This is a genomic window from Corallococcus interemptor, from assembly GCF_003668875.1.
GTDB lineage: Bacteria > Myxococcota > Myxococcia > Myxococcales > Myxococcaceae > Corallococcus > Corallococcus interemptor.
Genome location: NZ_RAWM01000047.1, coordinates 38,223 through 59,418, shown reverse-complemented (window position 1 = coordinate 59,418; position 21,196 = coordinate 38,223). Strand labels below are relative to the sequence as shown.

18 protein-coding genes and 1 pseudogene are annotated in these 21,196 nt (G+C 70.3%); 12 read left to right on the top strand and 7 right to left on the bottom strand.

What is annotated here, in order from left to right:
- From D7X96_RS18930 to D7X96_RS18920, 3 genes and pseudogenes are all read left to right on the top strand, one after another.
- Positions 1-190, top strand: a pseudogene (locus D7X96_RS18930) (CBS domain-containing protein); the annotation flags it as partial.
- A 70-nt stretch (positions 191-260) separates the two neighbouring features.
- Positions 261-500: a GIY-YIG nuclease family protein gene (locus D7X96_RS18925; protein ID WP_120550161.1), complete on the top strand. Its 240-nt coding sequence runs from the start codon at positions 261-263 to the stop codon at positions 498-500.
- A 189-nt stretch (positions 501-689) separates the two neighbouring features.
- Positions 690-1,094: a hypothetical protein gene (locus D7X96_RS18920; protein ID WP_147442829.1), complete on the top strand. Its 405-nt coding sequence runs from the start codon at positions 690-692 to the stop codon at positions 1,092-1,094.
- Positions 1,095-1,102: 8 nt separating this feature from the next.
- Here the strand turns inward: D7X96_RS18920 and D7X96_RS18915 are convergent, their stop codons facing one another.
- Positions 1,103-1,408: a hypothetical protein gene (locus D7X96_RS18915; protein WP_120550140.1), complete on the bottom strand. Its 306-nt coding sequence runs from the start codon at positions 1,406-1,408 to the stop codon at positions 1,103-1,105.
- Between the two features lie 93 nt (positions 1,409-1,501).
- Between D7X96_RS18915 and D7X96_RS18910 the strand changes: the two genes are divergently transcribed.
- Positions 1,502-1,783, top strand: a complete 282-nt coding sequence (locus D7X96_RS18910; protein WP_120550141.1) for a hypothetical protein — start codon at positions 1,502-1,504, stop codon at positions 1,781-1,783.
- Positions 1,784-1,891: 108 nt separating this feature from the next.
- On the opposite strand, the gene D7X96_RS18905 is transcribed toward D7X96_RS18910, so the two are convergent.
- Both D7X96_RS18905 and nudC read right to left on the bottom strand, forming a co-directional pair.
- On the bottom strand, positions 1,892-2,584 hold the full coding sequence (locus D7X96_RS18905) for a radical SAM protein (protein WP_120550142.1): 693 nt from the start codon (positions 2,582-2,584) through the stop codon (positions 1,892-1,894).
- Positions 2,585-2,634: 50 nt separating this feature from the next.
- Positions 2,635-3,465, bottom strand: coding sequence for an NAD(+) diphosphatase (gene nudC, locus D7X96_RS18900; protein WP_121770366.1), 831 nt, complete (start codon positions 3,463-3,465; stop codon positions 2,635-2,637).
- A 91-nt stretch (positions 3,466-3,556) separates the two neighbouring features.
- Between nudC and D7X96_RS18895 the strand changes: the two genes are divergently transcribed.
- Complete coding sequence (locus D7X96_RS18895; protein WP_120550144.1) at positions 3,557-3,781, top strand: hypothetical protein; 225 nt, start codon at positions 3,557-3,559, stop codon at positions 3,779-3,781.
- 31 nt (positions 3,782-3,812) lie between these two features.
- On the opposite strand, the gene D7X96_RS18890 is transcribed toward D7X96_RS18895, so the two are convergent.
- Positions 3,813-4,274 carry an FKBP-type peptidyl-prolyl cis-trans isomerase gene (locus tag D7X96_RS18890; protein WP_120550162.1) on the bottom strand — a complete coding sequence of 154 codons (462 nt, stop codon included), beginning with the start codon at positions 4,272-4,274 and terminating at the stop codon, positions 3,813-3,815.
- A gap of 87 nt (positions 4,275-4,361) precedes the next feature.
- On the opposite strand from D7X96_RS18890, the gene D7X96_RS18885 reads away from it, so the two are divergent.
- On the top strand, positions 4,362-5,573 hold the full coding sequence (locus tag D7X96_RS18885; protein WP_121770365.1) for an MFS transporter: 1,212 nt from the start codon (positions 4,362-4,364) through the stop codon (positions 5,571-5,573).
- A 3-nt stretch (positions 5,574-5,576) separates the two neighbouring features.
- On the opposite strand, the gene D7X96_RS18880 is transcribed toward D7X96_RS18885, so the two are convergent.
- The 3 genes from D7X96_RS18880 to D7X96_RS18870 all read right to left on the bottom strand — a co-directional run bounded on the left by D7X96_RS18880 (position 5,577) and on the right by D7X96_RS18870 (position 9,412).
- Complete coding sequence (locus D7X96_RS18880) at positions 5,577-6,014, bottom strand: GNAT family N-acetyltransferase (RefSeq protein ID WP_121722205.1); 438 nt, start codon at positions 6,012-6,014, stop codon at positions 5,577-5,579.
- A 14-nt stretch (positions 6,015-6,028) separates the two neighbouring features.
- Entirely contained in the window at positions 6,029-8,896 is a 2,868-nt protein-coding gene (locus tag D7X96_RS18875) for a TonB-dependent receptor domain-containing protein (RefSeq protein WP_233609545.1), read from the bottom strand.
- A gap of 72 nt (positions 8,897-8,968) precedes the next feature.
- A complete protein-coding gene (locus D7X96_RS18870; RefSeq protein WP_121770364.1) occupies positions 8,969-9,412 on the bottom strand; it encodes an HIT family protein in 444 nt (147 codons plus the stop codon).
- 152 nt (positions 9,413-9,564) lie between these two features.
- Here D7X96_RS18870 and D7X96_RS18865 point away from each other — a divergent pair, with 152 nt between their 5' ends.
- The 6 genes from D7X96_RS18865 (at position 9,565) to D7X96_RS18840 (ending at position 21,110) form a co-directional block, all read left to right on the top strand.
- On the top strand, positions 9,565-11,202 hold the full coding sequence (locus D7X96_RS18865) for a carboxypeptidase-like regulatory domain-containing protein (protein WP_121770363.1): 1,638 nt from the start codon (positions 9,565-9,567) through the stop codon (positions 11,200-11,202).
- A 277-nt stretch (positions 11,203-11,479) separates the two neighbouring features.
- Entirely contained in the window at positions 11,480-13,294 is a 1,815-nt protein-coding gene (locus D7X96_RS18860) for an Ig-like domain-containing protein (protein WP_120550149.1), read from the top strand.
- Between the two features lie 205 nt (positions 13,295-13,499).
- Complete coding sequence (locus D7X96_RS18855; protein ID WP_014393311.1) at positions 13,500-13,970, top strand: response regulator; 471 nt, start codon at positions 13,500-13,502, stop codon at positions 13,968-13,970.
- Between the two features lie 120 nt (positions 13,971-14,090).
- Complete coding sequence (locus D7X96_RS18850; protein ID WP_121770361.1) at positions 14,091-17,906, top strand: bifunctional serine/threonine-protein kinase/formylglycine-generating enzyme family protein; 3,816 nt, start codon at positions 14,091-14,093, stop codon at positions 17,904-17,906.
- A 187-nt stretch (positions 17,907-18,093) separates the two neighbouring features.
- Positions 18,094-19,062, top strand: a complete 969-nt coding sequence (locus D7X96_RS18845) for an ADYC domain-containing protein (protein WP_121770360.1) — start codon at positions 18,094-18,096, stop codon at positions 19,060-19,062.
- Positions 19,063-19,277: 215 nt separating this feature from the next.
- A complete protein-coding gene (locus D7X96_RS18840) occupies positions 19,278-21,110 on the top strand; it encodes a hypothetical protein (protein WP_147468346.1) in 1,833 nt (610 codons plus the stop codon).
- The last annotated feature ends 86 nt before the right edge of the window (positions 21,111-21,196 follow it).

Sequence of the window (21,196 nt, the reverse complement as noted above, 5' to 3'; positions counted from 1 at the left end):
GGTGGGGGCAGGGGGCAGTCTGGTGGGCGTGGTGCACGAGACGCAGGTCCTGGCCGGGTGGCGGACGGATCCGCTGGCGCAGGTGTCGGACGTGATGGCGCGCGTGCGCAAGACGCAGGCGGTCCGCAGCCAGAAGCGGCGGCTGGCGCGGCTGCACGGCAAGCGTGGGGCCGGGCAGAAGCCTTCCTGAGGGGCGCGGTCCTGGCGGTAGAGTGGGGCCCGCCGTGTCGGAAGCCCCCTCCACCGCCTGGACCGTGTACATGCTGCGCTGCCGGGACGGCACGCTCTACACGGGTGCCACCAACAACCTGGAGCGCCGCCTGGCCACGCATGGCCGGGGCAAGGGCGCCGCGTACACGCGGGCCCGCCTGCCGGTGACGCTGGTGTGGAGCGAGCCCGCCCTGGACCGGAGCGCCGCCCTGCGCCGCGAGGCCGCCATCAAGCGGCTGACGCGCGCGGACAAGCTGCGGCTGTTCGCGCGGACCGCGAAACGGCGCTGACGCACGTCCCGCCGGCTTGTTTGTGGAAGGGATTGCCCTCTGGAGGCCGGAGTGCGCGCCGCCCGACAGTTGGCGAGGTGCTCGCGGGTGCTTCATCGCCTGCTGATGAAACAGCCGGGGCCTCCGGGTGGGTGTACGGAACGCCGGGTGTCGAATTAGGGTGTCGGCGTTCCTGGCAGGGGGAAGTCCATGTCGCGTTCTCGCTCGTTCATGTTCGTCTTGCTCGCGTTGGGTCTGGGTGCCGCGGGTTGCTCCGGGCCCAACCACCAGCCCGTCATCCACGCCGGACCGCGCCCGCTGGGCTCGCCCTATACGCCGGGCGGGCTCAAGTTCGAGGAGGGGACGGTCATCCAGCTGCAGCTGGAGGCGACGGACGAGGACAACGACGAAATCTTCTACCGCTGGTCACAGCAGCCGGCGCAGCCGGCCGGCGTGTTCAGCGACCCGAACATCGCCACGCCCACCTGGACGGTGCCACCGCCGCCGGAGGACCCCAACCAGCCCATCTTCCTGCTGGTGGAGGTGCAGGACCACAACGGCGGCGTGCTGCTGGGCCAGTCGCCGGACATCTACGTGCTGCCGAAGCAGCAGTAGCGCGCGCCTCAGGCGGCGGTGGCCGCGGGCGGCGGCGAACCCGGACGCTGCTTCGCGCGGCTCCGGGCGCGCACGGCGAAGAGGATGGCGGCCACCAGGCCCACGCCCGCGCCAATGGCCGCGCCCATCAGCTGCGAGTGCATCAGCGACGCCGTCACGCTGCGCACCACCTCCGGCAGGTTGCACATGGTCTGCGAGGCGAGCGGCGTGCTGTTGTTCCACTCGATGTAGGAGGGGGCCGCCCACGACGCGATGACGGTGCCCAGCAGCGTGCCGGCCAGGATGAAGATGAGGAACGTCTTGAGCATGGCCATGGGCGGGGACCTCCTCGGAGGGTGAGCGGCGGGCCGTCCTTAGTATGTGCACGCCCGCCGCGAAAGGGGCGAAGGCGTGCTAAGGGGGCGGGTGTGCCGCTCCTGCCACTCGCCATCCTGTTCGGGGTCGTCTCGCTCGTGTGCGCGGCCCTCCTGCTGACGCACGCCTTCCGCCGCAGTGTGGGCACGGGCGTGATGGTGCTGCTCATCCCCTGCTACATGCTCGTCTACGCGTTCAGCCAGTTCGAGCACCCGCGCAAGAACCTCATCGTCGCGGGCTTCGTGGCCAGCACCGTGCTGACGGCGGTGTTCCTGGGCATGGGCGCGCATGGCATCGCGGCGGTGATGGCCCGCACGCCGCCTCCCGGCTTCTAGGCTTGAGGGAGCATGACCTCCAGCCCCACCGGCGCCCGCTGTGGCCAGCACCCGGACGCGGCCGCGGTGGCCCTCTGCGCGCGCTGCGGCGGCTTCCTGTGCGGCGCGTCACACGCCGCGTTCGTTCGGGTCCCAGAGGTACTTGTGCATCTGGAGCTGGAAGCGCACCGGCAGCCGGTCCTCGATGATCCACTCCGCCAGCTGGCGCGGGTGGAGCTTGTCGAAGATGGTGGAGAACAGGACGCTGTAGGGCTTCTTGCCCAGCTGGTGCTCCTGCACGAGCGCGCGCGCCCACTCGTAGTCCACGCGTGAGCCGATGACGATCTTGAGCTCGTCGTTGGCGTTCATGGACGTGAGGTTGCGGTAGTCGTTGCGGTCGCACTCGCCGGACGACGGCGTCTTCATGTCCACGATTTTGTGGACGGCCGGAGGCACCAGCCGCACGTCGATGGCGCCGCTCGTCTCCAGCAGCACCTTGAGGCCCGCGTCCAGCAGCGCCTCCATCAGCGGATACACGCCGGGCTGGAGCAGGGGCTCGCCGCCCGTCACCTCCACGGTGGGCGTGTTCCAGGCCAGCGCCTTCTCGACGATCTCCGGAATCTTCATCCGGCTGCCGCCGTGGAAGGCGAACTCGCTGTCGCAGTACGAGCAGCGCAGGTGGCAGCCGGTGAGGCGGATGAAGCCGCACAGCATGCCGGCGTGGGAGGACTCGCCCTGGAGCGAGAGATAGAGTTCCTTCACCACGACGGAGTCAGCGGTGGGGACGCGGCGGGGCTCGATGTGCGGGCGTGCGGCAGGCATGGCGTGCGGTGCGAAGGGGGCGCATCAAGCGCACCCTTGGGGGGAGGGGGTCAAGTCCGGCGGGCCTTCACCTGGTCGATGAAGGTGTCGATGAGGTGTCGCGCGATGCTCAGGCGGGGCGGGATGCGCGGCAGGTCGTCCACGCCGAACCAGCGCGCCTCGGCGATCTCCTTGCCGTCCACGGTGATGTCGCCGCCCGAGTACTCGGCCATGAAGCCCACCATCAGCGAGCGGCCGAACGGCCACGGCTGGCTGCCGAAGTAGGTGACGTTCTTCAGCTCCACGCCCACCTCCTCCTTCACCTCGCGCCGCACGGTCTCCTCCAGCGACTCGCCGGGGTCCACGAAGCCGGCCACGGTGCTGAAGAAGGGCTCCGGGAAGGTCGCGTTGCGCGCGAGCAGCATCTCGTCGCCCCGGGTGATGAGGACGATGACCGCCGGCGAGATGCGCGGGTAGAACGGCGTGTGGTCCACCGGGCAGCGGCGCGCGCGCTCGCCGGGGATCAGCTGCGTGGCCGTGCCGCACCTGCCGCAGAAGCGGTGGTTCAGGTCCCACTCGGCGATGGAGAGCGCGCGGCCCGCCACGGCGAACGTCGCCTCGTCCACCTGCTTGTAGAGCGTGCGGGCGGGCACGAACTTCAGCCCCTCCGGTGGGGTGAAGTCCTTGGGCACGGGCGCGGCGTAGCAGTCCGTTTCGCCGAGCACGCCCAGGAAGTGGGCGCTGGCCACGGCCTCCGGCAGGGCCGAGCCCCGGGGCAGGTCGATGCGGCCGTCGTGTTCGGACACGAGCAGGTCCATGCCGCGCGCGGCGAACAGGAGCGCGGAGTCACGCGAGCGGGCGGGCGGTTCTTGGCCGGGCTGGAAGCGTTCGAGGGGGCTCACCCGGCCACCTTAACGGACGGCGCGGCGGGGCGCCGCGCGCTATGCTCCGGCCGCCCGTGACCGGGCACTGCCCGCCTGGGAGCCTTCGAACGTGAACGCCCTCATCCTCCGCATCGTGTGCGGCCTGCTCTTCGCCGGAATGGTGCTGGGCGTGGTGACCCATCCGCCGGCGGACCTCACGCAGGGGCTGGGCATGATGCTGCCCGCGACGATGCTGCTGGGCGTGGCGCTGAAGGGCCCCAAGGGCCGCTCCACGATTCCGAAGAAGCGCTCGCCCCCCGCGCCGCCCGTGTCCGGCGGAACGCCCGGCGCCTGAGTCCAGCGCCGGGGTCCACCGGAGCCAGGCGTCAGTAGACGTTCAGCAATTCCACGTCGAAGACGAGCACGGCGTCACTGGGGATGACGGGCGGGGAGCCGCGCGAGCCGTAGCCCAGGTCGGAGGGGATGACGAGCTTGCGCTTGCCGCCCACGCGCATGCCGACGACGCCCTCGTCCCAGCCCTGGATGACCCTTCCCGCGCCCAGGTCGAACGTGAAGGCCTCGCCGCGCGGGAGGCTGCTGTCGAACACGGAGCCATCCGGCAGCCAGCCCGTGTAGTGCACCTGCGCGCGGCTGCCGACGACGGCCTCCTTGCCGGTGCCCACGACCAGGTCCTGCGTATAGAGCCCGGACTCGCTCTTGTTCATCGCGGACAGGTCCACGCCCAGGGAGTCGGCGTAGGTCACCTTCGCGGGGTCACCGGAGGAGGAATCGGAATCACCACAGCCGGCCAGGGCCAGCATCGCGCACATCAGAAGGGGACGAAGCATGGCCCGCAAGCCTGCCGTGCGCGGGCCCCGTGGGGAAGTCCTGCTTGAAGCGCGTCCATGGGGGGCTTATCCGTTGCGCCGCCCGCCATGCAGACGCCTTCCGGACCCGCACCTTCCGCTTCGCTTCGTCCCTCGCTCGTCTGGTTGATGGCGGTGGCCGGCGCCGTCACCGTCGCGAACCTCTATTACAACCAGCCCTTGCTGGGAGACATCGGCCGGACGCTGGGTGCGGACGGGAGCGCGCTGGGCCTGGTGCCCACGCTGACGCAGGTGGGCTACGCGGTGGGCATGCTGTTCCTGGTGCCGCTGGGGGACAGCCTGGAGCGCCGCAAGGTCATCCTCCTCTTGTGTGGCTGCGTGGGCGTGGCGCTGGTGGCGGCGGGGCTCGCCCCCAGCCTGAACGTGCTCGTCGCGGCGAGCTTCGCCATTGGCGTCACCACGGTGGTGCCGCAGATGATCATCCCGTTCGCGGCGCAGCTGGCGGCGCCCTCGGAGCGCGGGCGCGTGGTGGGCATGGTGATGAGCGGGCTGCTCATCGGCATCCTGCTGTCGCGCACGGCGGCGGGCTTCGTGGGCACGCACCTGGGCTGGCGCACCATGTTCTTCATGGCCGCGGGCCTGATGGTCGTCACGGGCGGGGTGCTGCGCTTCACGCTGCCCGCCGCGCCGCCGGTGGCCGCCATGCCCTATCCCCAGCTGATGCGGTCGCTCATCCACCTGGCCCGCACGGAGCCGGTGCTGCGGCTGCACGCGCTGTTGGGCGGGCTGACCTTCGGCGCGTTCAGCGCCTTCTGGGCCACGCTGGCGCTCTACCTGCGCTCACTGCCCGGGCACTACGACGCGCAGGTGGCGGGCCTCTTCGGCGTGGTGGGCGTGGCGGGCGCGCTCATCGCGCCGCTGGTGGGGCGCTTCGCCGACCGGGGCGCCGGGCGGCGCATCAACGCGCTGGCCATCGCCGTGCTGCTGGCGTCCTTCGGCGTGCTGTGGCTGTGGGGGCACTCGCTGTGGGGCATCGCGCTGGGCGTGGTGCTGCTGGACCTGGGCGCGCAGGGGAACCAGATCGCCAACCAGGCGCGGGTGTACTCGCTGCGGCCGGATGCCCGGAGCCGGCTCAACACCCTCTACATGGTGACCTACTTCGTGGGCGGCGCCGCGGGCGCGTGGGCGGGCATGGCGGCGTGGACGCGCGCGGGCTGGCCGGGCGTGTGCGCGGTGGGCGCGGCCATGTCGCTCACGGCGTTGGTGGCGGTGCTCTGGGGGAGCCGCCGCCTGTCGGCGGCCCACGCCCCGGCGACCTGAGCTTCAGATGTCGCGCTGCATGTTCCGGTGGGGGATGCCCACCTCTTCGTAGAGCTCGCCGTACTGCGCGTAGCCCAGGCGTTCGTAGAAGGGGACGACGGGGGCGCGCGCATGCAGGTGCACGTGGCGGAAGCCGCGCCTGCGCAGCTCCTCTTCCAGCATGCGCACCAGCTTCGCGCCCAGGCCCTTGCCCTGCAGGGACGGCAGCACCGCCATCTGGAAGAGCCGGCCGCCGTGCGAGTCCTCGGGATGGAAGAGCACGCAGCCCTGCACGATGCCGTTCGCGTGGGCCACCAGGTGGAGGCTGTCGTCCTCGAAGGGGAACTTCACGTCCTCGCGGGCATGGCCCAGGGGCTCGCGCAGCACGCGGAAGCGCAGCTCCAGCTCGCCCTCATAGAGCGGGTGGCGCGGGTCGATGAAGTCGAAGCGGAGGTCAGTCATGGCGCGGGAGTCTGTCAGAAGCTGCCGGTCAGCTGGAGGTTGAAGGTGCGGCCGTACTGGGGCACGGGGCCGGCGGACACGTCGTCGCTCACGACGAAGGCGTAGCGCGAGTCGAGCAGGTTGTTCACGCCCGCGAAGTAGCGCAGCCGGCCGTAGTCGCCGGACACGCCGAAGCCCACGAGCAGCGCCTCGCCGCTGTCCGCGCCCGCGACGCCGGGCACCCGCGCGCTCTGGTAGGTGGCCTGCGTGGCGATGCGCATGTCGCCGTTGCCCACGGGCAGCAGGAAACGCCCGGAGGCCAGGTGCGCGGGCGCGGCCTCCACCACGTCCTGCGAGGCGTTGCGCAGCGTCACGTACGAATAGCTCAGGTCCACCAGCAGCCAGCGCCCCGGCTGCCAGTGCAGCCCCGCCTCCGCGCCCCACGCGAGCGTCTCGCCGGAGTTGTTCGCGTAGACGAGGCACTGGGTGGGCGCGCTCGTGGTGCCGCAGCCGGGCGTGGCCGCGGACTCGGTGTTGAGCGTGATGAGCTGGGAGATGCGGTTGTGGTAGCCGGCGACCGTCAGGCGCAGCTCGTGCGTCAGGTCGTGCGAGTGCTCCACCTCGAAGGTGGTGATGGTCTCCGGGTTCAGCTGCTCCGCGGGGCGCTGGGTGAGGAGGTTGTCCTGGTAGAACAGCTCGTAGACGTTGGGGGCGCGGAACGCGCGGCCGATGACGAGCTTGGTGAGGCCCTGCTCATACGGCCGCCCGATGACCGCCAGCCGCGGCGTGAGCGGCAGCGAGTCCAGGTCCGAGTACTTGTCCACGCGCAGGCCCAGCGACAGGCTCAGGCGCGGGTGCAGGCGCCACTCGTCCAGCGCGTACACGGACACGAGCGAGCGCGTGCGCGTGTCCAGCGGCGCGGCCACCGCGGGGCCCACGCTCTTCTGGTCCACGCGCAGCTGGGCCTGGCCCTCCACGCCCACGGTGAGGCGGTTCGCGTCGGACAGGACCGACAGCAGGCGCGCCTCGCCGGTGAGCCAGTCCGCCGCGCCGGAGTCGGTGTTCGTCGCCGAGCTGTCACCGCCGTCGTAGTTCCAGTGGCCCTTGTAGCGGCTCAGGTCCAGCGCGCCGCGCACGGACAGCACGAAGCGCTCGGAGAGGGGGCGCTCGTACTTCGCCTCGGCGAAGCCGCGCACGTCCTGCACGCGCGTGCCCTGCGCGCCCACCACGGTGCCGTACGGCGCGGTGGGCACGTCCTTGCTGCGCCCGTGCAGCTGCGCCACCAGGGACAGGTTGCCCACGCGCGCGCGCAGCGAACCGGTGCCGGCCTTCTCGCCATCCAGGCCGGTGACGATGGGGCCCGGGTCGCCCAGGCGGGTGGTGTCCGCGCCGTGGGACTTCATGCCCGCCAGGCTGAAGAGGATGGAGCGCGTGGGGTCCTCCCACGACGTGGTGGCGTGCACGAGCGTGGAGCCCAGCGCGCCCACCGCGCCGGTGACCTCCAGCCGCCGGTCCAGGCCCAGCGACTCACGCGGCACCACGTTGATGACGCCGAAGAACGCGCCCGTGCCGTACAGCGCGCTGCCCGGGCCGCGCACGACCTCGATGCGCTCCACCTCCTCCAGGTCCACGCTGAGGTCGTGCGCCGCGTAGCCCTGGCCGGCCCACACGTCGTTCATCGCGTGGCCGTCCCAGAGGATGAGGATGCGCGTGTTGAGGTCGCCCGGCGGGGAGAAGCCGCGCACGCCCAGGTACGTGTACGTCCGGTCGTCGGTGAGGAAGAAGCCGCGCACGCCCGCCAGCGCCTCCGCCAGGGTGCGCCAGCCGAACGCGCGCAGCTCCTCCGGCGTGAGCACGGTGGTGGAGGCGGGGGCCTCGTCCACGGCCAGCAGGCGCTTGGACGCGGCGCGCACCGGAGGCGGCTCGTAGCGCAGGGTGGCGTGGACCTTCACCTCCTGGTCGGGGACGACGGTGACCTTCTGGCGCACGGGGCGCACGTCGCGGCTCTCCACCTCCAGGACGTGCTCGCCCTGCGGCAGGGTGACGACGGTGGGGGTGAAGCCCGCGGGCCGGCCGTCCACGCGCACGGTGGCGCCGTCGTGGTTGGCGGTGACGACGACGCGGCCGCTGGGCGCCGTCTGGGCGTTCAGCGTGACAGCGAGCGGCAGGGTGCCTTCGGCGGGCACATCGATGACGTACTGGCCGGGCGCATGTCCCGCCGCGCGCACGTGCAGCACGCGCTGGCCCGGGGACAGGCGAAGCTTCGCGGGGATGCGGCCCAGCACGGGGCCGGTGGGGTTGTCCCGTATCTCCGCGCCCTCGGGGGAGCCGGTGACTTCCACCATGCCGGTGATGAGGCCCAGGTCCAGGTCCACCGGCACCTCCCGTCCCCGGACGAGGGTGACGGTGGCCTCGGTGGGGCGGTAGCCGGACTTCTGGACCAGCACCTTGTGGCGGCCCGGCGACAGCGCGAGCGTCTGCGGCGAGCGTCCCCGGCTGCCCAGGTCCGTGCGGTCCACGAAGACGTCCGCGCCCCGGGGGTTGGTGGTGACGCGCACCAGGGCGACCTTGGGGCGCAGCCGCTCCAGCGAGCGGGAGACCTCGGAAGCGTCCTCGGCCGGCAGGTCCTCGCTGGTGAGGTCGTTGTAGTAGCGGTACGCCTCGTTGAACTTGCCCAGGGCCTCGAAGCAGCGCGCGATGTTGAAGAGCACGTTGCGGTTGGGGACCAGCCGGTAGCTGGTGAAGTACGAGCGCAGCGCCTCCGTGTAGTTGCCGCGGGAGTACGCGTCGTTGCCCAGCTCGAAGGCGATGTCCGCTTCGTCCGCGTTGTTGTCCGCGAAGGCAGGACCGGCGGTGAGGAGCCAGAGAGACAGCAGCCAGGGGCCGAGGGGGAACGCACGCATGAGGACGCGTGCATTCTCGCCCCGATACGGTGTCAGGTCCACGACACCCGGCGCCTGCACGCCGGGCGCGGGTCAGCGGGCGAGCGCCGCCGCCAGCCGCCGGGCCGCGGCTTCCAGTGCTTCGGGCGCAAGGTGCTCCGCCGGGGCCGCGTCGAAGGCGCCCCGACCCCGGAGGTGGGATGGGGTGTCCGCGAAGCGGGGGACGAGGTGCAGGTGGAAGTGGCGGAGCACGTCGCCGATGGCGAAGGCGTAGACGTGCTCGGCGCCCAGCACCTCGCGCTGGGCGCGCATCACCCGCGCGGCGAACGGGCCCAGCTCCCTGGAGGCCGTTTCGTCCAGGTCATACCAGCCGCGCACGTGCTGATCGCTGGTGAGCACCACCCAGCCGGGCACGGGGCTGGGGGAGGCCACCCCGTGGAGGACGAGTCCGGGTGCCCGCGCGAGCACGCCACCCGGTGGGTGGACCTCTCCGTGAACGATGGCGCAGCCCAGACAGGGGTCGTTGACGTCTGACATGGCGAGTCATCCTGATTCGGGGCGCTTGGACGCCCTTGGGTAGAATTCACCCCACCTTGACTGCGTGGGCCCGGGTCGAGGAGTGTCCGATTTCCGCCCTTTTGGGAGCAGCTGGGGCGTGAAAATTCCGTCATAAATTCAAGGTGGGGACGATGAAGAAGCAAGTGCTGATGGCCGTGTTGCCGCTGATGGTTTGGGGGTGCGGTGACCCGACTGACGCGGACAACGATGGTGTCGCGGACGGCATCCGTGATCCGAACAACGTGTCGGTGGTGGTGCCTTCCACGCCGAAGGGCACGGTGTCGGGCCAGGTGCTGAGCACGACGCTGCAGCCGATCGCGGACGTGCAGGTCGCGATGACGATTGGCAGCCAGCCGACGGGCAAGTCGGCGACGACGGACGCCAGCGGCAACTTCGTGATGACGGACGTGCCGGCGGGCGCGCAGGTGCTGCTGACGTTCAGCAAGAGCGGCTACTCGACGCTGCGCGCGACGTCCACGGTCCCGTCCTCCGCGGGCACGGTCCCCATCAACAACGGCAACGCGAGCTTCGGCCCGGTGACGCTGACGCAGCTGAACGGCTCGCTGAGCGTGACCGTGGTGACGCCGCAGGGCCGCCCGGCGGTGGGCGCGAAGGGCGTGCTGGAAGTGGACAAGGCCGGCTCGGTCATCCTGAGCAACTACGACCAGGCCAACTCCGTGGTGAGCAAGGTCTACGTGGAGGCCACGGCGGACGCCAACGGCGTGATGACCTTCAACGGCATCCCCGCGGGCATCGAGCTGGCGCGCCTGAACGGCACGTACAACCTGTGGATTGCGCCGATGGACAGCAACGGCGACGGCGTCGTGGACACGGGCGGCTATTCCCAGAGCTACTCGGGCAGCAGCATCGTGACGACCCAGTCCACGTACCTCGCGCAGCTGGCCTACTCGAAGCCGTCGGGCACGGGGAACCTGTCCATCATGGGTGGCAACGTGGGCAGCCTGAGGGGTGAGACTGATCCGCTCCGGAACATGGTGCGTCCGGGCGAGCCCATCTACGTGTACTTCAACCAGCCGGTGCAGCCGGGCTCGCTGCTCGTGCGCCTGACGGACGAGTACGCGAAGGAGTCCCTGCCGGTGACGGCCTCGGTGAACGTGGGTGGCTACTCGGTAACCATCAACCCGGCCAGCGGCATCGTGCAGGAGGGGAAGGAGTACAACATCTTCGTCCGTGCGGTGTCCGCTGAGGGTGGCACCAACATCAGCCAGACGGGCTTCTTCTTCGGCGGTGACCAGACTGCTCCGCGGTCGGTATCCATCACGGACGTCCGCTATCAGGAGACCTCCTCGATTGCGCCGGCCTCCACTCAGCTCAACAGCGGTGAGACCGTCTATGTGACGTTCTCGGCGCCTATCAAGGCACTGCTTGGCTCGACTGTGCAGGTCTTCTTCAACGAGGACCTTGATGGTAACGGCGGCCTCGGCAACGTCCAGGGTGAGGTCGGAAATGCATCAGGGTTCCTTCTCTCCTCAGCTGAACCTGTGGCTCCTTACGTGGTCAGTACCCCCGCCGAGAAGCCTGTCTTCGGCATCATCCCCTCGACCTACAGCACCCGCTATTCCTTCACCTATAGCGGCGCGAATTTCTTCAGCCAGCAGCAGATCAGCAGCCTGAAGTTCAAGGTCGAGTTCAGCAAGCTGATTCAGCAGGGGGCCACTGATGCCTACGAAACCATTTGGGGCCAGCCCCTGAATGAGGATGTCAATGGCACGGGAATGGTCATTCAGCCGAGGAATCCGAATCCCTAGTAGGCGCATGACCTGGAACAATTGAGCGGGTCAGTGCCCTGTGAGGCCCTGACTTCACTTGATGGCTGAATCGAGCGCCCTCGCGAGTGATACCTCGCGAGGGCGTCCGCGTTTCTGGGGCTGCGAGGTCTCTCGTTCGGGGCCCTGTCATTTGTGATGATGGACACAGTCCATGAGTGAGATCCGAGTCCCTGCTCTGGACTTGCTCGCAGGACGGGCTGCGATGAAGTCCTAGGAATTCAGCGGGTCTGCGCGTGTGCGTTGCCTGGAACCTGGCTTGCTGGACTGCATGAACATGAAAAACCTCAGATCCCTGCTGTGGGCGATAGCGCTACTTGGAACCGGGTGTATCGAGGTTCCGGAAATCAAGGAGTCTGCCTGCGCAGGTGTAGAAGGCGATGCGTCTATCCTGCTTCGCTGGATGTCCCCCAACGATGGAAGCGCCACACGCGACCGATTGAATGTTCAGGTCGAGCTCACAGGGCCTGCGCCATCAACTGTTGAATTGCTCGTCGACGGGTCACCCGTCAGCGTCCTGTCAGAGCCCTACGCGCTTGATTGGGATACGAGTTCGACCGGCGAAGGGATGCATGAGTTGACGGTGCGCGCACGCCGATGCGGGCGCGAGGTCGTGAGTGCGCCGCGAAGGATTACGATCGATCGGACAGGCCCTCGACTCATGACGGTGTCGCCAGAAAACGGCTCGGTACAGATGAGGGTGAAGCCAACGATTGAGCTCACCCTGTCGGAGCCGGTTGTTGCTGCGACAGTGGTTGGCCAGTCTTTCGCATTGCGGAACGGCGAGTCCACGTTCCCTGTGGACGTGGTTCTGTCCCAAGACGGGAAGGGCTTGACGTTGCGGCCGGTGAACCCGCTCCCACTTGATGCCACCGTTGAGTTGGTGCTTTCAGGCACTGTGACGGACGCGGTGGGAAATCCACTGGAACTCCCCACCCAGGGACTCTCCTGGTTCGTCCCATCCTTCATTTCGATGAGCCAGTCCCTCTCAGCTCAGATGGGGGCGCATGTCAGGGACTTTTCATTCCAGCTTGATAAGGCTGGGAACCCAATCGTGGCGTGGGTGGAAGACGAGACCCTGGGGGCCCATGTCCGGCGCTGGAACGGGCTGTCGTGGGAGGCGCTTGGGAGCCCGCTCAGGCCGGAGCCGGATAGCCTGAATGCGACTGAATGTGCTCTGGGCGTTGATGCACTGGATATTCCGCAGGTCGCATGGATCCAGCCAAGGAAAGATGGAAGCCGCGAAGTCCATGTCCGGCGATGGAACGGAACAGAGTGGTTGACTTGGGGGGCGCCGATCTCTCCGCAGTTGGCTCAGGCGGCACTCAGCGACTTGAGCCTGCGAGTGGAACGGAGTGCTCCAGTGCTCGCATTCAAGGAACTGGGCTCCTCCAACTCAGGGATTAGTGTGTTTACTTTTCAGGGCGGGGGGTGGGGGCCAATGGGGCGTGAGCAGCTTTCCGGGCTTGGGAATATTGCGTCCGTTCGCATCGAATTTGGTTTGTACGAACTCTTCGCCGTTTGGAGCCAAGGGTGGCCGAGTGGCGGATGGCAACACTGGGCAGGGACCTGGGTCGGAACTGGAAACTATGTGACGTCCGGGATTGTGTTGTCTGATATGGCGCCCCGGCCATTGATGGCATTGACGGGGGCATCGGATGGCAGTCTGTATATGGCTGTTCCCACGAATGATGAAACGCACGCGGTTTCCATCTCGAGGCGCGGGCCGGATGGAAGGTGGTCGCAGTTTGCGACGCCGTATGGCGGCGCTCCAGGCAAGACAGATGTCTACGCAGAGGCGCTCAAGGTTGATCAGCAAGGTCGGCTGCTGTTGCTCTCGCGGGAACCCGAGAGCAAGGACGCTCCTTTCATCCACAGCGGTTACCTCCATCGTTGGGACGCGGACCACTGGGAACAGGTTGGCGGTCCGCTGAGCGCCAACCCGGGGGCCACGACGGTGAAGAAGTCCCAGCTCGCCCTGGACAAGAACGGGCGCATCTTCCTCGCGTGGATTGAGGCCGAAGAGCGGGACCCCACCCAGTCCAAGCTCCACGTCTTCCGCCCCAACGACTGAACCCGCTGACGGCCGGGGCTCCTGTCGGAACCCCCACTCCCAGTCCCTCCAGCCACCTACACTGTCATCCGCTGTGTCCCTGTCGCACAGCGGACAACGGACCTACCCTGGGAGCCGTCCAGGGAAATCTGGCGAGAACGGGCGCTTTTGGGTGGACGTGTTTAGATTCGATCCGCCCCTCCCCTGCATGCGAGGCCTCTGCTCCATGAAGAACGCGGTCCTGACATCTCCAGAGGGTGAGCCAACCGCGAGCGGCGGGCCCGCTCCCGTGAACTCCGCCAAGCAGCGCGTCCTCGTCGTCGACGACTTCGACGACGCACGCGAGATGTACGCCGAATACCTGGAGTTCTGCGGGTTTGAGGTGGACACCGCGAAGAACGGCCTCGAAGCCGTGGAGAAGGCCCAGGAGGGGGAGCCGGACATCATCCTCATGGACCTGTCCCTCCCCGTCATGGATGGCTGGGAGGCGACGCGGCGCATCAAGCAGGACACCCGCACCCGCGACATCCCCGTGATGGCCCTCACCGGCCACGTGCTCGCCGGCAACGCCGAGCACGCCCTGTCCGTGGGCGCGGACGAGTTCGTCGCCAAGCCCTGCCTGCCCCAGGACCTGGAGAACAAGATCCGCAACATGCTCAAACCCAGCAAGGCGAAGCCCCGCTCGGGTCAGGAGTAACCCAAGGCTGCCTGCCCGCGGTGTCCAGGGGTGGACACTCGGGTGCGGCACCCTGCGCCGGGGCAGGCTCCCGCCGGCCCCCCGGTTGACCCACGGACGCGGGAAACGTAGGCAATCCTGGTGGGCTCTCCCGCCTCGTCCCCACCTCCCGACGCGTGGACTCCTCCCGAGGAGTTCGACGAGTACCGCATCGTGCGGCCGCTCGGACGGGGGCGCACGGGCCGGGTGTACCTGGCGCACGACACGCTGCTGGAGCGTCCGGTCGCGGTGAAGTTCATCCCGGCGCTGGGCTCCAACGCGCTGGCGCGCTTCCTCGTGGAGGCCCGCGCCGCCGCCCGCATCCAGCACCCCAACGTCGTCACCCTGTACCGGGTGGGGCAGCTGGAGGACCAGCCGTACCTCATCTCCGAATTCATCCGGGGCGTCAGCCTGGACCGGCTGGCCCGGCCCGTGCCCTGGGAGCGCGCGCTGGGCATTGGCCGGGACCTGGCCCGGGGGCTGGGCGCCGCGCACCGCCGGGGCGTGCTCCACCGCGACATCAAGCCCGGCAACGCCGTCCTCACGGAGAGCGGCGAGGTGAAGCTGCTCGACTTCGGACTGGCCAAGCTGCTCGACCGCGCTGAGTCCAGTGAGCCCACCCCGCCGCGCGCGCCCCTGCCGCCGCCGGAGCTGCCCGCGGACTGGGACCCGGAGTCCAGCCCGGCCCTGGGCGCCCGCTCGCTGGACGGCGTCTTCCTGCCGTCCCTGCCGCGCGGCGCGCTGGTGGGCACGCCCTACTACATGTCCCCGGAGGCCTGGGCCGGCGAGGAGCTCACCGCGCGCAGCGACGTGTACTCGCTGGGCGTCGTGCTCTACGAGCTGTGCGCGGGCAAGGGCCCCTTCCGCGACGTGCCCTGGCGCGAGCTGTCCGAGGCCGTGCGCACCCGCGACGTGCGCCCCCTGCTGGAGGTGGCCCCGTCGGTGGACCCCGGCTTCGCGGCCGCCATCGACAAGTGCCTCAAGCGCGACCCGGCCCAGCGCCACGCGTCCGCCGCGCAGCTGCTCGACGCGCTGGAGGCGCTGACGCGCGAGGAATTGCCGGCCGTCATTCCGGAGGGCAATCCCTACCGCGGCCTCCGCGCCTTCGAGGCCGAGCACCGCGCCCTCTTCTTCGGCCGCCGCCGCGAGCAGCGCGCCGTGCTGGAGCGGCTCAAGGCGGAGGCCTTCCTGCTGATGACGGGCGACTCGGGCGTGGGCAAGTCGTCCCTGTGCCTGGCGGGCATCCTCCCCGCAGTGGCGGACGGCGCGCTGGAGGACGGCCGGCGCTGGCGCACCACGCGGCTCGTCCCCGGGCGCAGGCCCGTGTCCGCGCTGGCCGCGGCGCTCGCGCCGGTGCTGGAGGTGGACGAGGAGCCGCTCGCGGAGACGCTGCGCCAGGACCCCACGTCGCTCGGCCGCAGGCTGCGCGCGAAGCTGGGCACGCAGGGCGGGCTGCTCGTCTACATGGACCAGCTGGAGGAGCTGGTGACGCTGTCCCCGCCGGAGGAGGCCGCGCTCGCGGGCGCCGCGCTGGGGTCGCTCACGGAGGCCGCCGGGGGCCTGAGGCTGCTCGCCACCGGCCGCAGCGACTTCCTCACCCGCCTCACCGCCGTGCCCGGCCTGGGGCCGGAGGTGCCGCACGCGCTGTACCTGCTGCGCGCGCTCACCTCGGAGGAGACGCGCGAGGCCATCGTCGGCCCCGCCCGCGTGAAGGGCGTGCGCTTCGAGTCCGAGGCCGTGGTGGACGCGCTCGTGGCCTCCACGGCCGCGTCCGATGGCGGCCTGCCGCTGCTCCAGTTCGCGCTGGCGGAGCTGTGGGACGCGCGCGACGAGTCCCGGGGCGTGATGACCCAGGCGGCGCTGGATTCGCTGGGCGGGGTGACGGGCGCGCTCGCCCGGCATGCGGACGCCGCGGTGGCGCGCCTGTTGCCCGACCAGCGCTCGGCTGCGCGCGGGGTGATGCTGCGCCTGGTGACGGCGGACGGCACGCGCGCGCGCAAGACGGACCGCGAGCTCGTGGGCGACGACCCCCGCTACCGCGCCGCGCTGGAGGCCCTGGTGCGCGCGCGCCTGCTCGTGGCTCGCGAAGGGGAGGGCGGCACCGCGTACGAGCTGGCCCACGAAGCGCTCCTCACCGGATGGGCCACGCTGGCGCGCTGGCTGGTGGAGGCGGGCGAGCGCCGCGAGGTGCAGGCCCGGCTGGAGGCCGCCGCCGCGCAGTGGGAGCGCCTGGGCCACGCGCGCGAGTCGCTGTGGGGCCCTCGCCAACTGGCGGAGACGGCGCTCCTGGAGCCCTCCGAGCTCACCCAGCGCGAGCAGTCCTTCCTCCACGCCTCGCGCCGCACGGGCGTGCGCAGCCGCCGCATGAAGGTGGGCCTGGCGCTGGGCTTCCTCGTGTCGCTGGCGCTCGTGTACGCGGGCCTCCAGTGGCGCGAGCGCCGCGTGCTCGACGCGCGCGTGCGCTTGGAGCTGGCCTTGGCCGGGTCGGAGCTGGAGGCCGTGCGCCGCGAACGCGACGCGCTCCAGGCCGAGCGCGCGGAGGCCTTCGGGCTCTACGACACCGGCCACAAGGCGGACGGCGACCGGGGCTGGGCCAAGGCCGCGGGACATGCCGCTCAGCTGGCCCACCACTTCGACGCCGTGGCGGACCGGCTGGAGCGAGCGCTGGCGCTGGCCCCCACGCGCACCGACGTGCGCGACGCGCTGGCGGACTTCCTCTACGAGCGCGCCCTGTGGGCCGAAAGCGAGCGCGAGCCCGTGCTGCCCGCGCTGCTCCAGCGCCTGCGCCTCTACGACCCCGACGGCGTGCGCTGGACGCGCTGGAACTCGCCCGCGCAGCTGTCCCTCCAGGTGGACGCTCCCGGCGCCTCCGCGGAGCTGCGCCCCGTGACGCGCGAGCCCGGCACGCCGGAGGTCGTGGGCGAGCCCCTGCCTTCCCCGGGCGCGCTCCCGTGGACCGGCCTCACCGTGCCTCCGGGGACGTACCAGCTCACCGTGCGCGCCCCGGGCCACGAGGAGTCGGTGCAGCCGCTGCTCCTGACGCGCGGGGAGTCCCGGCGCGTCGTCCTGCCGCTGGTGCGCACGGGCTCGCTGCCGCCAGGGTTCGTGTACGTGCCCCCGGGCGACGTGCGCTTCGGCAGCGCCGCCGAGTCCAGCGTGCGCGACTTCTTCAACGCCACCCCGCTGCACACGGTGCCCGTGCAGGGCTTCCTCATCGCCCGCCACGAGACGACGTACGCGGACTGGCTCGAGTACCTGGCGGCCCTGCCCCCCGACGAGCGCGCCTCGCGCCAGCCCCGCGTGGGCACGGGTGGCTACGCCGGAGGCCTGTCGCTGGAGCCGGAGGGCAACGGCTGGCGGCTGCGCTTCCAGCCCGGCGGCGTGCGCTACACGGCGCGGACGGGCGAGCCCGTGCGGTATGCGCGGCGCTCGCAGCGCACGGCGCAGGACTGGCGCCAGTTCCCCGTGAGCGGCATCAACTTCGCGGACGCGGAGGCCTACGTGACGTGGCTGTCCACGTCCGGGCGGGTGCCAGGGGCGCGGCTGTGCTCGGAGCTGGAGTGGGAGCGCGCCGCTCGCGGCGTGGACGGCCGCGAGTACCCCCACGGCAACCGGCTGGGCCCGGACGAGGCCAACGTGGACGTCACCTACGGCAAGGACCCGGGCGGCTTCGGCCCGGACGCAGTGGGCAGCCACCCCGCGTCCCGCAGCCCCTTCGGCGCGGATGACATGGCGGGCAACGTCTGGGAATGGACGCGCTCGTGGCTGGAGCCCGGCCGCCCGGTGGCCCGAGGGGGCAGCTTCACCTTCAACGTGACGAGCGCGCGCTCCTCCAACCGGGAGCTGCCGGAGGCCTCGCTGCGTGACGTCACGGTGGGCCTGCGCGTCTGCGCGGACGCGCCCGTGTCCGGCGGCTGAGCACCACCGGACACTCAAAGCCCCGGGAACCGCTGACCTCACCCCGGGGTCGCTCCCAACTGGACGCCACTGGACGCTGCAAGTGCCCGGACGGGTGTCGCGCGGTTGCCGCTCCTGTCCCCCGGACTGACCTTGTTCCCTGAGAGAACGGTGCGGGTCGGGGTCGGGGCAGGGAAGGGGCATCCAGATGAGGACGTTGCAGCGAGTGGTCGCGGCGTGTTTCGCCGTCGTGGCGGTGGGCTGTGGCATGGAATCGTCGGAGCCCGAGGCTCCCTCCCTGCGCACGCAAGTGGCGGAGGTCGTCTCTCCCAACGGCCGCAACCTCAACGGCCGCAACCTCAATGGCCGCAACCTCAACAACAGCGAACTGGGCGGCATGCTGGTGTCCGTGGCGTACGCGGGCGCCCACTCCGCCTTCGGCAGGCCGCTGAGCAACGTGCACCTGGAGGGCTCGGCCTTCGCCGGCCTGGACGGCTCCACCCCCGTGTCGGGCCTGGGCTTCACCGGGGCGCGCTTCGTCGGGAAGATGGGTGACGGCAGCACCCTGCACCTGCGCGTGGACGACATCACCCAGGGCAGCGGCGCCGACAGCGACCTGTGGTCCTACCAGGTCTCCTACCAGGGCTCCGACGGCAGCTGGCGCTCCGTGTGCCAGGACTCCAACGGCGCTCCGGTCTCCGCCATCGCCGTGGCCGGCCGCTGGAACTACCTCCAGGGCGTGGCCGGTGGCGGCGAGAAGATTGAAGACGCCACCGCCTTCACCTTCGCCTGCGAGGGCGCCGCCATCGCGAAGTGCATGCACTTTGGTTACAAGCCCTGGGCCACCGCCGCCAACGGCGAGAGCCTCGCGGGCCACCACCAGGCCTGCACCCGCATGGTGCGCGCGGACTTCTGCGGCGACGGCAATTCGCACACCACCGACGGCCAGTGGGTCAACCTCTACGACGGCGTGGGCGTGCAGACGGACACCGAGTCCTGGAGCGTGGAGGCCGAGTGGAACGAGACCGGCGCGCGCTGCTTCACCTCGGAGACCCGCGCCCACGTGCCCGTCACGTGCCAGGGCGTCAGCCCCATCCCGGACTGCGGCAGCACCAGCCACTTCCAGTCCGGCACCCGCCTCATCAGCGAGTCGCCCTACGGCGCCAGCGGCCTGTAGCCTGACAGGTTACAGCAATCCCAGGCTTGTAACGGATTAGGTTACAAAGTCTGGAAGTCGATAAAAGTCAGTGTTCCGTGGTATGAGAACGCTCCATTCGCCTCCGCGTCGCAAGGACCGGAGGGGGTGGGGCGTTTTCCGCGTTCAGGGAAGGGGAGGGTGCCCCATCGCGAGGCTGTCGTCGCGGTAACCCCGTCGTGAGTGGAGCACACCCCATGAAGCCTGAGCTGTCATTGCTGTGGAAGCACTCCCGGAAGCGTCTGCCGTTCGCGCTCCTGGCCTCGTCGCTGGCGGTGGGCTGTGGTCAGCCCGCCCCGGAGCCGTCCGAATCCCCCGCGCCCTCCGCGCCCCAGGTGGAGGCGGCGCTCGGCACGGCCCTGCAGGCCCTGGAAGGGGACGCGGCGCGCCCGGTGGTGGAGTCCCTGTTCGCGATTCCGCAGGGCGCGGCCAGCAAGTCCACGGCGACGGTGTTCCAGCTGAGGCTCAAGGACAACCGCGCGGAGAACGAGGCGTTCCGCGGCGGCACGCTGACGATGGCGGAAGGCACGCAGCAGCTGACGTTCCGCGACGACGGCCAGAATGGCGACGCGGTGGCGGGGGACCTGCTCTTCACGGCCTCCGGCACGTTCGACTTCGTGGCGCTCCAGGCCCAGCAGCAGCGCATCGCGCAGGCGCAGTCCCAGTCGCAGACGCAGCTGACCACGGCCGTGTTCGAGAACCGCCAACTGGTGCGCACCGTGCCGGTGACGGCGCTGAGCACGCAGTTCCCGGTGGGCCAGCCCGTGCCCATCCAGCCCATTGGCCTGGCGTCGCTGGTGGACCCCGCGCGCTCGCTCATCATCCGCGCGCCCGCCGTCGTGAACGACGTGACGCGCACGTATGACCCGTGCACCGGCGCGGGCAACCCGAACGGCAAGTGGACGTTCAACTACCTGATGACGGAGATGGCCAACCAGCCCTTCACGGGCGTGGCCCCCACCACCTTCGTGCGCGAGTGGCTGCGGCAGTGGGAGCAGCCGCGCACCATCAACGGCTTCGTGAACCCGCCGCGCACGTCCATCGCGGCGAACCTCATCGGCCCGTGGCCGAAGCTGGCCTCCGGTGAGCTGAACCTGGCGAGGTCGCCGTTCAAGCTCATCGCCATCGTGAACCGGCTGGACCTGGCGGGCAGCAACCCGGCCTACGGCTCCGGCAGCGCGGGTGAGGGCCGCTTCATCTTCGCGGCCACCACGGGCGTAGGGAGCAGCTGCTACACGGTGCCCTTCCTGGTCATCCTGGAGTACGGGGTGGACAAGAACGGCTGCACGGACATCAAGGCCTATGCGCAGCAGTGGCAGGCCCTGTCCGGGATGGCGCTGGGCAGCGCGACGTACAACGCGGCGCTGGAGGCCCTGACGGAGCAGTTCGCCAAGCGCGACCTGTCCCCGCGCAAGCCCAACCGCAGCTCCATCAACCAGGTGCGCACCAACGACGAGTGGCTGGCCAGCCCGTGGGAGCTGCGGGAGTTCCGCCTCTGGAACAGCACCATCAACCCGAACTCGTTCTCCACCACGCCGCCGCCGGTGCCGTCGATGCTCAGCAGCCACACCGTGGCGCAGACGCCGGACCGCATCCGGCAGACGACGCTGTTCCCGGCCTACGTGAACGCCACCGCGCCGGCCATCGTCGCGGGCACGTACTCCGTCCCGCTGCTGACCAGCGGCACCTTCCGCGCGGGCCGCGCCGTGGTGACGAACCCCACGGCCATCCCGCCGTTCTGGAGCCAGCCGGCGTCCATCATCCCCAACCGCCAGGCGCGGCACGTCTTCTCGCTCAACACCTGCGACGGCTGCCATGGTGACGAGCTGGGCACGAACTTCACCCACGTGAGCTGGACCGGCGCGCTGTCGCCGTTCCTCTCCGGCGCGCTCACCGTGCCGGACCGCGCGGACGGCACGCCCGTGCGCACCTTCAACGAGGTGCTGGCGCGCCAGACGTTCCTGGACCAGATGGCGAACCAGAGCTGCCTCACCTCGGCGTTCGTGACCGCTGCGCCGAGCGTCCACTAGCTAGAGCCTCCCCACGGTGTGGAGCACGCGCGGCCTCCGTTCCCTCCCGCGGGGACGGAGGCCGTCGTCGTTCCAGCCGCCGTCCG